Origin of the sequence: Escherichia sp. 10290, from assembly GCF_030295155.1 — a bacterium.
GTDB lineage: Bacteria > Pseudomonadota > Gammaproteobacteria > Enterobacterales > Enterobacteriaceae > Escherichia > Escherichia coli_F.
The window spans coordinates 1,677,046-1,689,261 of record NZ_AP025741.1; the positions used below are offsets into that span (position 1 = coordinate 1,677,046).

Genomic DNA, 12,216 nt, shown 5'->3' on the forward strand with positions numbered 1-12,216 from the left:
ATTTAATTTCATACTTGCTTATGAATAATGCCAGGGAATAGCCACATTACTATTTAATTATCTGAGATAAACTCAACGTCAAGAGGTGGGTTATGATTAGATATAGTGGATTATTTCTATCGCTGTTAATGCTTTCAGGTTGTGCAACTGAAGCATTGAAAAATGAGCAAGCTGAAACTGTTATTACTGCGGGTAACAAGGCGGTTGCGGCGAATGCAAGTTTCTTTAAACAATACTATGCTTCTCGTGAAAACTTCCTTGTTAATTTTTATGCGACTAATCCGGATTGTGCATTGCGACCTGATTATACCATTGATGTTGCGAACGATGGTCAGGGTGGAAAATTATGCAGGCCCCCTGAAGAAAAAACAGATAAAGTACAATTAGTCCCATTCGAAAAAGAGAAACTACTGGCTTCAATGGAAGTCATTAATAGCATGAGTGCTTATGTAGAGCTCTTGACTGAAGACATAAAAACTACAGAAAGTCAGCAAGTGACATTACTTAAACAGGCTCTGGATCACGCAAACAACGCGCAAACACTACTTGATGTTTCACATAGCAAAGATTTAGCTGAATCGGCAGCGGCAGTTAAAGATTTAGTAAGTTATTTCAACGAGTTATATATAATAAAGGTCAATGCTGGGAAAATAGGTAAAACGGCGGATAAAAATTGGGTAAGACTTATAAAAAACATGACTGTTTTGCGTAATGATATTTATACAAAAGGCGATAAGATTGAAAATTATACCTTTGCGAATGTACATAATAATATGCTTTATTATAATGCGGTATCTAAAAACTCTAAGAATACAGAGTTTAACACTCTGAAAAACAGGAAGGAGTTTCTAAGTTCAGTAATCAATGTGAATGAAACCAGACTACAGGCATCGGCTGCTGCAATGCCCGCGATTGAAGCTTTAAATGCCTTTATAGATAAGGGTGATTATCTAAAAGGTTTATACACTAATAAAACACGCACGGCAGCTGAACAAAACAGATTAAATGAAATATTACGCGCACAGGTCATTAGTGGGTTAAAGGCGTCTGAGGGGCTGGCGAAATTACTTATTGCCAGCGGAATAATGTTATAGGAGGGGCTTTTTATGAACGATGTACAAAACCGTAGAATACTGGCATTACTTGATATGCTGTATAATACTCTGGGCAACAAAACCACTTGCAAGGTTTGTCATAAATATTTTATCCTTATCCTCACGGTGATGAACAATCTGACGATTAACTACGGTACTGAAACTTCGCCAGAGTTAAGCGGAATCAGTTATGAAGATGCCAATGCGTTAATTACTGAACTGATATTATTTATTGAAGATGTTGACGCTGAGAATCATGAAGCATATCCGGGACATTTGAATGAGATTAAACGGATTCTGAGTTTTGCTATTGCCGCTTGAATATAATTATGATTAAAGCACCTCAAGAGGCGATCTTTTGAGGTGCTTTCCCTTAATAATCAATCCCGATTTGCGCCTTAACACCGGCATCAAACGCATGTTTGACAGGGCGTAATTCACTTACCGTATCCGCCAGTTCAAGAATATCCCGATGACAACCACGACCCGTGATAATCACCGTCTGTTGATGTGGACGTTCATTTAACGCCTGCACCACTTCATCCAGTGGTAAATAGTCATACGCCACCATATACGTCAGCTCATCGAGCAAAACCATATCCAGTGAAGCATCTGCCAGCATTCGTTTGGCATGTTGCCAGACTTCACGGCAGGCTGCGGTATCAGATTCGCGGTTTTGCGTATCCCAGGTAAAGCCCGTTGCCATCACTTGAAACTCAACGCCGTGTGGCTCCAGCAGTTTTCGTTCGCCATTAGGCCAGGTGCCTTTAATAAACTGCACGACGCCCACTTTTTTTCCGTGACCAACTGCGCGAGCTGCTGTACCAAATGCCGCGGTGGTTTTGCCTTTTCCATTGCCGGTAAAGACGATGATAATACCGCGTTCATCCTGGGCCTGGGCCACACGGGCATCCACTTTATCTTTTACACGCTGCTGACGCTGTTGGTAGCGTTCATCACTCATTGGGATATTCCTGGTTTACGGCCCGGTTGGGCGTCAAAGGTCATGCCGGTTTTACGGCGGCTGTCATCGCCCATCAGCCAGAGGTAGAGCGGCATGATATCAGCGGGTGTTTTAAGTTTCTGTGGATCTTCGGTCGGGAAGGCGCTTGCGCGCATTGCGGTGCGCGTACCACCTGGGTTAATGCAGTTGACGCGCAGGCGCTGCTGATATTCATCGGCCAGTACCTGCATCATCCCTTCGGTGGCAAATTTCGACGCTGCATAAGCGCCCCAGTTTGCACGCCCCTGACGTCCAACGCTTGATGAAGTAAAGACCAGTGAACCGGCGTCCGATTTGAGTAATAAAGGAAGCAGTGCCTGGGTGAGCATAAAGGTGGCATTAACGTTGACCTGCATGACGTCCTGCCAGACCTGCGGGTTTTGCTCGCTCATTGGGCAAACATCGCCGAGCAATCCGGCATTATGCAAAACACCATCCAGACGCGGATAATTAACGGCAATGCGCTGTGCCAGTTGTTGGCAATCTTCGGACGTGCAGGTCAGCAAATCGAGAATAAACCACTGTGGCTGACGCCCAGTTTCTTCGTTTATGTGGCTGGCTACCTGACGTAATTTTTCTTCATTACGGCCCAACAGAATCACTGTCGCACCATAGCGTGCATACGTCATCGCGGCTTCACGACCAATACCATTGCTGGCTCCCGTCACCAGGATAATGCGATCATTGAGTAAATCTTGTTTTGGCTGGTAATGCATGGCTACTCCTCAACGACGTTGTCTGTCGCGCTGCCAGTGTACTTTAAGACTTTGGGGCTTTATGCCTGAAACAGAAGGGCATTTCAATCAGCCTGGGGCGATAACACCGCAAAATGGATACTTTGTCATACTTTCGCTGCAATAACATCTCTGCGAGACGGCTTAACATGCCTGTTGTAAACTGTGAGCCAAAGCGTTGTTTAACCAAGGTGGGGACTCGTGGAATTGTTGTCTGAATATGGTTTGTTTTTGGCGAAAATCGTTACCGTTGTGCTAGCGATTGCGGCGATTGCCGCCATTATTGTCAATGTTGCTCAACGTAATAAACGCCAGCGTGGCGAGTTACGGGTCAACAATCTCAGCGAACAGTATAAGGAGATGAAAGAAGAACTGGCCGCGGCGCTGATGGACACTCATCAGCAAAAACAGTGGCATAAAGCGCAGAAGAAAAAGCACAAGCAAGAAGCGAAAGCCGCAAAAGCGAAAGCCAAACTGGGCGAGGTGGCAACTGACAGTAAACCTCGCGTCTGGGTGCTGGATTTTAAAGGCAGCATGGACGCCCATGAAGTGAACTCGCTACGTGAAGAGATAACGGCGGTACTCGCAGCATTTAAACCGCAGGATCAGGTTGTGCTACGTCTGGAAAGCCCTGGTGGCATGGTGCATGGTTACGGGCTGGCGGCTTCGCAGCTGCAGCGTCTGCGTGATAAAAACATTCCTTTAACTGTTACGGTAGACAAAGTTGCTGCCAGCGGCGGTTACATGATGGCCTGTGTGGCGGACAAAATTGTTTCCGCACCGTTTGCTATTGTGGGTTCCATTGGGGTGGTGGCGCAAATGCCCAACTTTAACCGCTTCCTGAAAAGCAAAGATATTGATATCGAACTGCACACCGCCGGGCAGTATAAGCGCACGCTGACCTTGCTGGGTGAAAACACCGAAGAAGGGCGGGAGAAATTCCGCGAAGAGCTGAACGAAACGCATCAGTTATTTAAAGATTTTGTGAAGCGTATGCGTCCGTCTCTGGATATTGAACAGGTGGCAACGGGTGAACACTGGTACGGACAACAGGCGGTAGAGAAAGGCCTGGTTGATGAAATCAACACCAGTGATGAAGTTATTCTTAGCCTGATGGAAGGCCGTGAAGTGGTCAATGTACGCTATATGCAGCGTAAACGACTCATTGACCGATTCACCGGCAGCGCGGCAGAGAGCGCTGATCGATTGTTGCTACGCTGGTGGCAGCGGGGGCAAAAGCCATTGATGTAAAAGACAAACGCGAGGGTAAGACCTCGCGTTTTGCTTTAATCAACCAGGTGATATTTTTCTGAAAGCACATGGGCCAGGTGTTTGAACATATTAAACACCGCGGTGCTTTTGGCTGTTGGCAATCCTTGTTCATCTAAAAAGTAGTCGCCGGTAAATACCAGCACGCCATTACGCTGCGTGACGCCGGTGGCTTCAATCCCTGCGAGCGTATCCTCATGCTCACGAATGATTTTATTGGCCTCTTTCAACAGCGTTTCGCGGTCGATGGGTTGTGTCTCTTTGTTCATTATTTACTCCTTAAACAAGGACATTAGTCTACGCCAGGCATGGCTTGCAGACAAATATACCACGCTGGTGGCAAGAGCGCCTTACTGGTAACTTTGGATTTTGCATGCTAATAAAGTTGCGTATCGGATTTTATCAGGTACAGTGTGACGCTTTCGTCAATCTGGCAATAGATTTGCTTGACATTCGACCAAAATTCCGTCGTGCTATAGCGCCTGTAGGCCAAGACCTGTTAACTCAGTCACCTGAATTTTCGTGAACAGAGTCACGACAAGGGGTTGATATCCGCAGAGAACGAGTCCATATCGGTAACTCGTTGCCAGTGGAAGGTTTATCAACGTGCGACGCATTCCTGGAAGAATCAAATTAGGTAAGGTGAATATGGGTAAAGCTCTTGTCATCGTTGAGTCCCCGGCAAAAGCCAAAACGATCAACAAGTATCTGGGTAGTGACTACGTGGTGAAATCCAGCGTCGGTCACATCCGCGATTTGCCGACCAGTGGCTCAGCTGCCAAAAAGAGTGCCGACTCTACCTCCACCAAGACGGCTAAAAAGCCTAAAAAGGATGAACGTGGCGCTCTCGTCAACCGTATGGGGGTTGACCCGTGGCACAATTGGGAGGCGCACTATGAAGTGCTGCCTGGTAAAGAGAAGGTCGTCTCTGAACTGAAACAACTGGCTGAAAAAGCAGACCACATCTATCTCGCAACCGACCTTGACCGCGAAGGGGAAGCCATTGCATGGCACCTGCGGGAAGTGATTGGTGGTGATGATGCGCGCTATAGCCGAGTGGTGTTTAACGAAATTACTAAAAACGCGATCCGCCAGGCATTTAACAAACCAGGTGAGCTGAATATTGATCGTGTTAATGCCCAGCAGGCGCGTCGCTTTATGGACCGCGTGGTGGGATATATGGTTTCGCCGCTGCTGTGGAAAAAGATCGCTCGTGGTCTGTCTGCAGGTCGTGTGCAGTCGGTGGCGGTCCGCCTGGTGGTCGAGCGTGAGCGTGAAATTAAAGCGTTCGTACCGGAAGAGTTCTGGGAAGTCGATGCCAGCACGACCACGCCATCTGGTGATGCGTTGGCGTTGCAGGTGACTCATCAGAACGACAAACCGTTCCGCCCGGTCAACAAAGAACAAACTCAGGCTGCGGTAAGTCTGCTGGAAAAAGCGCGCTACAGCGTGCTGGAACGTGAAGACAAACCGACAACCAGTAAACCTGGCGCTCCTTTTATTACCTCTACGCTGCAACAAGCTGCCAGCACCCGTCTTGGTTTTGGCGTGAAAAAAACCATGATGATGGCGCAGCGTTTGTATGAAGCAGGCTATATCACTTACATGCGTACCGACTCCACCAACCTGAGTCAGGACGCAGTAAATATGGTTCGCGGTTATATCAGCGATAATTTTGGTAAGAAATATCTGCCGGAAAGTCCGAATCAGTACGCCAGCAAAGAAAACTCACAGGAAGCGCACGAAGCGATTCGTCCTTCTGACGTCAATGTGATGGCGGAATCGCTGAAGGATATGGAAGCAGATGCGCAGAAACTGTACCAGTTAATCTGGCGTCAGTTCGTTGCCTGCCAGATGACCCCAGCGAAATATGACTCCACGACGCTGACCGTTGGTGCGGGCGATTTCCGCCTGAAAGCACGCGGTCGTATTTTGCGCTTTGATGGCTGGACGAAAGTGATGCCTGCGCTGCGTAAAGGCGATGAAGATCGTATCTTACCGGCAGTCGATAAAGGCGATGCTCTGACGCTCGTTGAACTGACACCAGCCCAGCACTTTACCAAGCCGCCAGCCCGTTTCAGTGAAGCATCGCTGGTTAAAGAGCTGGAAAAACGCGGTATCGGTCGTCCGTCTACCTACGCGTCGATCATTTCGACCATTCAGGATCGTGGCTATGTGCGAGTAGAAAATCGTCGTTTCTATGCGGAAAAAATGGGCGAAATCGTCACCGATCGCCTGGAAGAGAATTTCCGTGAGTTAATGAACTACGACTTCACCGCACAGATGGAAAACAGCCTCGACCAGGTGGCAAATCACGAAGCAGAGTGGAAAGCTGTACTGGATCACTTCTTCTCGGATTTCACCCAGCAGTTAGATAAAGCTGAAAAAGATCCCGAAGAGGGGGGTATGCGCCCGAACCAGATGGTTCTGACCAGCATCGACTGCCCGACCTGTGGTCGCAAAATGGGTATTCGCACAGCGAGCACCGGGGTATTCCTTGGCTGTTCCGGCTACGCTCTGCCACCGAAAGAGCGTTGCAAAACCACCATCAACCTGGTGCCGGAAAACGAAGTGCTAAACGTGCTGGAAGGTGAAGACGCTGAAACCAACGCGCTGCGCGCAAAACGTCGTTGCCCGAAATGCGGCACGGCGATGGACAGCTATCTCATCGATCCGAAACGTAAGTTGCATGTCTGTGGTAATAACCCAACCTGCGACGGTTACGAGATCGAAGAGGGCGAATTCCGCATTAAAGGTTATGACGGCCCGATCGTTGAGTGTGAAAAATGTGGATCTGAAATGCACCTGAAAATGGGGCGTTTCGGTAAATACATGGCCTGCACTAACGAAGAGTGTAAAAACACACGTAAGATTTTACGTAACGGCGAAGTGGCACCACCGAAGGAAGATCCGGTGCCATTACCGGAGCTGCCGTGCGAAAAATCAGATGCTTATTTCGTGCTGCGTGACGGTGCTGCCGGTGTGTTCCTGGCGGCCAATACCTTCCCGAAATCGCGTGAAACACGTGCGCCACTGGTGGAAGAGCTTTATCGCTTCCGCGACCGTCTGCCGGAAAAACTGCGTTATCTGGCCGATGCGCCACAGCAGGATCCGGAAGGTAATAAGACCATGGTTCGCTTTAGCCGTAAAACCAAACAGCAATATGTCTCTTCGGAAAAAGACGGAAAGGCGACTGGCTGGTCAGCATTTTATGTTGATGGCAAATGGGTTGAAGGGAAAAAATAACCTTTAATCCTGTCAGGTTATTATAAACAAAGGGTCGCGAAAGCGGCCCTTTTTTATTGCATATTATTTTTTCTTCACACCTATACACTAAGGCTATAAATGATATAGTGGTTATAGTTAGCACATTTTTTATTATTAAATCGTATTAGTCACCCGCCAGGTGTGACGAAAAAACGATGTTCTGATGGCGTCTAAGTGGATGGTTTAACATGAAATTACAACAACTTCGCTATATTGTTGAGGTGGTCAATCATAACCTGAATGTCTCATCAACGGCGGAAGGACTTTACACATCACAACCCGGGATCAGTAAACAAGTCAGAATGCTGGAAGACGAGCTAGGCATTCAAATTTTTTCCCGAAGCGGCAAGCACCTGACGCAGGTAACGCCAGCAGGACAAGAAATAATTCGTATCGCTCGTGAAGTCCTGTCGAAAGTCGATGCCATAAAATCGGTCGCCGGAGAGCACACCTGGCCGGATAAAGGCTCGCTGTATATCGCCACCACGCATACCCAGGCACGCTATGCGTTACCAAACGTCATCAAAGGCTTTATTGAGCGTTATCCTCGCGTTTCTTTGCATATGCACCAGGGCTCGCCGACACAAATTGCTGATGCTGTCTCTAAAGGCAATGCCGATTTCGCTATCGCCACAGAAGCGCTGCATCTGTATGAAGATTTAGTGATGTTACCGTGCTACCACTGGAATCGGGCTATTGTAGTCACTCCGGATCACCCGCTGGCAGGCAAAAAAGCCATTACCATTGAAGAACTGGCGCAATATCCGTTGGTGACATATACCTTCGGCTTTACCGGACGCTCAGAACTGGATACTGCCTTTAACCGCGCAGGGTTAACGCCGCGTATCGTCTTCACGGCAACGGATGCTGACGTCATTAAAACTTACGTCCGGTTAGGGTTGGGGGTAGGGGTTATTGCCAGCATGGCGGTGGATCCGGTCGCCGATCCCGACCTGGTGCGCGTTGATGCTCACGATATCTTCAGCCACAGTACAACCAAAATTGGTTTTCGCCGTAGTACTTTTTTGCGCAGTTATATGTATGATTTCATTCAGCGTTTTGCACCGCATTTAACGCGTGATGTCGTTGATGCGGCTGTCGCATTGCGCTCTAATGAAGAAATTGAGGTCATGTTTAAAGATATAAAACTGCCGGAAAAATAATTTCTTGCGTTATTTTCGGCACCTTTTATGTAGCGAAGGTGCCGGAATATATTCTCTTTTGTTGCTTATTTGTATACCGTGCACAATATTTTTATCCCTCATATTTATAGGGTAAATCACCTGTAAAGTAGTGTCTAATTACCCGCCTCGCAAACTCCAGTTTTCAAATATCTATTTCAGGTCAAAAGATTGAATTATTCACTGGAGACGATTCGTAAATTCGCTGGATTTTTGACTAAAGTTTCTTTAGGATTTGTCTCATCGTATGATTAATTACACCAATCGTTCAACGTCTTGCTGATAAGTGATGGCGATTATATGAGGTTAGCAATGCCTTCTGGAAATCAGGAACCCCGCCGGGACCCTGAATTAAAACGCAAAGCCTGGCTAGCGGTATTTCTTGGTTCTGCACTTTTCTGGGTGGTTGTCGCACTGCTGATTTGGAAAGTGTGGGGATAACTATGGTCGGTCAGGAGCAACTGGAGTCGTCACAATTATGTCAGCATAGTGACAATGAACCAGTAACGAAACGGGAATGTTCCGTCGTTATTCCAGACGACTGGCAACTAACAACGCAGCAGCAAGCCTTTATAGAACTGTTTGCTGAAGATGATCAGCCGAAACAATAATTATCATCATTCTTATTACCCATTTTTAATGAATTAAAGGGCTTTTAATACACCGCAGCAATAACAGGTTGAGTTATCTCAACACAAAGTAATAACCGTTAAGGGTGTAGCCTATGATCAACACAAATATGAAATATTGGTCCTGGATGGGCGCATTTTCTCTGTCGATGCTCTTCTGGGCCGAACTCCTCTGGATCATTACTCACTGATCCCTGACCCCGCTGCGGCGGGGTTTTCATTTGCTTTGCCACAAGGTTTCTCCTCTTTTATCAATTTGGGTTGTTATCAAATCGTTACGCAATGTTTGTGTTATCTTTAATATTCACCCTGAAGAGAATCAGGGCTTCGCAACCCTGTCATTAAGGAGGAGCTATGTCGTCAACCCTACGAGAAGCCAGTAAGGACACGTTGCAGGCCAAAGATAAAACTTACCACTACTACAGCCTGCCGCTTGCTGCCAAATCACTGGGCGATATCACCCGTCTGCCTAAGTCACTCAAAGTTTTGCTCGAAAACCTGCTGCGCTGGCAGGATGGTAACTCGGTTACCGAAGAGGATATCTACGCGCTGGTGGGATGGCTGAAAAATGCCCATGCTGACCGTGAAATTGCCTACCGCCCGGCAAGGGTGCTGATGCAGGACTTTACCGGCGTACCTGCCGTTGTTGATCTGGCGGCAATGCGCGAAGCGGTTAAACGCCTCGGCGGCGATACTGCAAAGGTTAACCCGCTCTCACCGGTCGACCTGGTCATTGACCACTCGGTGACCGTCGATCGTTTTGGTGATGATGAGGCATTTGAAGAAAACGTGCGCCTGGAAATGGAGCGCAACCACGAACGTTATGTGTTCCTGAAATGGGGAAAGCAGGCGTTCAGTCGTTTTAGCGTCGTGCCGCCAGGCACAGGCATTTGCCATCAGGTTAACCTCGAATATCTCGGCAAAGCAGTGTGGAGCGAATTGCAGGACGGTGAATGGATTGCTTATCCGGATACACTCGTTGGTACTGACTCGCACACCACCATGATCAACGGCCTTGGCGTGCTGGGGTGGGGCGTTGGTGGGATCGAAGCCGAAGCCGCAATGTTAGGCCAGCCGGTTTCCATGCTTATCCCGGACGTAGTGGGCTTTAAACTCACCGGAAAATTACGTGAAGGTATTACCGCCACAGACCTGGTTCTCACCGTTACCCAAATGCTGCGCAAACATGGCGTGGTGGGGAAATTCGTCGAATTTTATGGTGATGGGCTGGATTCACTACCGCTGGCGGATCGCGCCACCATTGCCAATATGTCGCCAGAATATGGTGCCACCTGTGGCTTCTTCCCAATCGATGCTGTCACCCTCGATTACATGCGTTTAAGCGGGCGCAGCGAAGATCAGGTCGAGTTGGTCGAAAAATATGCCAAAGCGCAGGGCATGTGGCGTAACCCGGGCGATGAACCGATTTTTACCAGTACGTTAGAACTGGATATGAATGACGTTGAAGCGAGCCTGGCAGGGCCAAAACGCCCACAGGATCGCGTTGCACTGCCCGATGTACCAAAAGCATTTGCCGCCAGTAACGAACTGGAAGTAAATGCCACGCATAAAGATCGCCAGCCGGTCGATTATGTTATGAACGGACATCAGTATCAGTTACCTGATGGCGCGGTGGTCATTGCTGCGATAACGTCGTGCACCAACACCTCTAACCCAAGTGTGCTGATGGCCGCAGGTTTGCTGGCGAAAAAAGCTGTAACTCTGGGCCTCAAGCGGCAACCGTGGGTCAAAGCGTCGCTGGCACCAGGCTCGAAAGTCGTTTCTGATTATCTGGCAAAAGCGAAACTGACACCGTATCTGGATGAACTGGGATTTAACCTTGTGGGATACGGTTGTACCACCTGTATTGGTAACTCTGGTCCATTGCCCGATCCTATCGAAACGGCAATCAAAAAAGGCGATTTAACCGTCGGTGCGGTGCTGTCCGGCAACCGTAACTTTGAAGGCCGTATCCATCCGCTGGTTAAAACTAACTGGCTGGCCTCGCCGCCGCTGGTGGTTGCCTATGCGCTGGCGGGAAATATGAATATTAACCTCACTTCTGAGCCTATTGGTCACGATCGTAAAGGCGATCCGGTATATCTGAAAGATATCTGGCCATCGGCACAAGAAATTGCCCGTGCGGTAGAACAAGTCTCCACAGAAATGTTCCGCAAAGAGTACGCAGAAGTTTTTGAAGGCACGGCGGAATGGAAAGAGATTAACGTTGCGCGATCCGATACCTACGGTTGGCAGGAGGATTCAACCTATATTCGCTTATCGCCTTTCTTTGATGAAATGCAGGCAACACCAGCACCTGTGGAAGATATTCACGGTGCGCGGATCCTCGCAATGCTGGGGGATTCGGTTACCACTGACCACATTTCTCCGGCGGGCAGCATTAAGCCCGATAGCCCGGCGGGGCGATATCTACAAGGTCGGGGTGTTGAGCGCAAAGACTTTAACTCCTACGGTTCGCGGCGTGGTAACCATGAAGTGATGATGCGCGGCACCTTCGCCAATATTCGCATTCGTAATGAAATGGTGCCTGGCGTTGAAGGGGGGATGACGCGGCATCTACCTGACAGTGATGTCGTCTCTATTTATGATGCCGCGATGCGCTATAAGCAGGAGCAAACGCCGCTGGCGGTGATTGCCGGGAAAGAGTATGGATCAGGCTCCAGCCGTGACTGGGCAGCAAAAGGTCCGCGTCTGCTTGGTATTCGTGTTGTGATTGCCGAATCGTTTGAACGAATTCACCGTTCGAATTTAATTGGCATGGGCATCCTGCCGCTGGAATTTCCGCTAGGCGTGACGCGTAAAACGTTAGGGCTAATCGGGGAAGAGAAGATTGATATTGTCGATCTGCAAAGTCTACAACCCGGTGCGACGGTTCCGGTGACGTTTACGCGCGCGGATGGTAGCCAGGAAGTCGTACCCTGCTGTTGTCGTATCGACACCGCGACGGAGTTGACTTACTACCAGAACGACGGCATTTTGCATTATGTCATTCGTAATATGTTGAAGTAACGAGTATTT

12 protein-coding genes are annotated in these 12,216 nt (G+C 48.5%); 9 read left to right on the forward strand and 3 right to left on the reverse strand.

Annotated elements, in window-relative coordinates; translation table 11 throughout:
* The first annotated feature begins 92 nt into the window (after positions 1-92).
* Positions 93-1,094 (forward strand): hypothetical protein, encoded by a 1,002-nt coding sequence (locus QUE74_RS08390; RefSeq protein WP_000622030.1) that lies wholly within the window; start codon positions 93-95, stop codon positions 1,092-1,094.
* 12 nt (positions 1,095-1,106) lie between these two features.
* On the forward strand, positions 1,107-1,415 hold the full coding sequence (locus QUE74_RS08395) for a hypothetical protein (RefSeq protein ID WP_001000709.1): 309 nt from the start codon (positions 1,107-1,109) through the stop codon (positions 1,413-1,415).
* Between the two features lie 52 nt (positions 1,416-1,467).
* On the opposite strand, the gene cobO is transcribed toward QUE74_RS08395, so the two are convergent.
* The gene (gene cobO / locus QUE74_RS08400; RefSeq protein ID WP_001278873.1) at positions 1,468-2,058 is read right to left on the reverse strand and encodes a cob(I)yrinic acid a,c-diamide adenosyltransferase; all 591 of its coding nucleotides are present in this window, start codon (positions 2,056-2,058) and stop codon (positions 1,468-1,470) included.
* Positions 2,055-2,813, reverse strand: coding sequence for a YciK family oxidoreductase (locus QUE74_RS08405; protein WP_000559303.1), 759 nt, complete (start codon positions 2,811-2,813; stop codon positions 2,055-2,057). Before QUE74_RS08405 ends, cobO begins: the two co-directional genes overlap by 4 nt.
* Positions 2,814-3,032: 219 nt before the next feature.
* On the opposite strand from QUE74_RS08405, the gene sohB reads away from it, so the two are divergent.
* Entirely contained in the window at positions 3,033-4,082 is a 1,050-nt protein-coding gene (sohB, locus tag QUE74_RS08410) for a protease SohB (RefSeq protein WP_000422059.1), read from the forward strand.
* Between the two features lie 35 nt (positions 4,083-4,117).
* Here sohB and QUE74_RS08415 read toward each other — a convergent pair whose 3' ends face one another.
* The gene (locus QUE74_RS08415; RefSeq protein ID WP_001031530.1) at positions 4,118-4,369 is read right to left on the reverse strand and encodes a YciN family protein; all 252 of its coding nucleotides are present in this window, start codon (positions 4,367-4,369) and stop codon (positions 4,118-4,120) included.
* 379 nt (positions 4,370-4,748) lie between these two features.
* Here QUE74_RS08415 and topA point away from each other — a divergent pair, with 379 nt between their 5' ends.
* From topA to acnA, 6 genes are all read left to right on the forward strand, one after another.
* Positions 4,749-7,346 carry a type I DNA topoisomerase gene (topA, locus tag QUE74_RS08420; protein WP_001309471.1) on the forward strand — a complete coding sequence of 866 codons (2,598 nt, stop codon included), beginning with the start codon at positions 4,749-4,751 and terminating at the stop codon, positions 7,344-7,346.
* A gap of 209 nt (positions 7,347-7,555) precedes the next feature.
* The gene (cysB, locus tag QUE74_RS08425; protein ID WP_000776253.1) at positions 7,556-8,530 is read left to right on the forward strand and encodes an HTH-type transcriptional regulator CysB; all 975 of its coding nucleotides are present in this window, start codon (positions 7,556-7,558) and stop codon (positions 8,528-8,530) included.
* Between the two features lie 318 nt (positions 8,531-8,848).
* The gene (locus QUE74_RS08430) at positions 8,849-8,989 is read left to right on the forward strand and encodes a YmiA family putative membrane protein (RefSeq protein WP_001300896.1); all 141 of its coding nucleotides are present in this window, start codon (positions 8,849-8,851) and stop codon (positions 8,987-8,989) included.
* A gap of 2 nt (positions 8,990-8,991) precedes the next feature.
* Complete coding sequence (locus QUE74_RS08435) at positions 8,992-9,159, forward strand: YciX family protein (protein ID WP_001355251.1); 168 nt, start codon at positions 8,992-8,994, stop codon at positions 9,157-9,159.
* Positions 9,160-9,272: 113 nt separating this feature from the next.
* Positions 9,273-9,368 carry a small membrane protein YmiC gene (gene ymiC / locus QUE74_RS08440; RefSeq protein WP_001310756.1) on the forward strand — a complete coding sequence of 32 codons (96 nt, stop codon included), beginning with the start codon at positions 9,273-9,275 and terminating at the stop codon, positions 9,366-9,368.
* Between the two features lie 163 nt (positions 9,369-9,531).
* Positions 9,532-12,207, forward strand: coding sequence for an aconitate hydratase AcnA (acnA, locus tag QUE74_RS08445; protein WP_000099556.1), 2,676 nt, complete (start codon positions 9,532-9,534; stop codon positions 12,205-12,207).
* Positions 12,208-12,216: the final 9 nt, after the last annotated feature.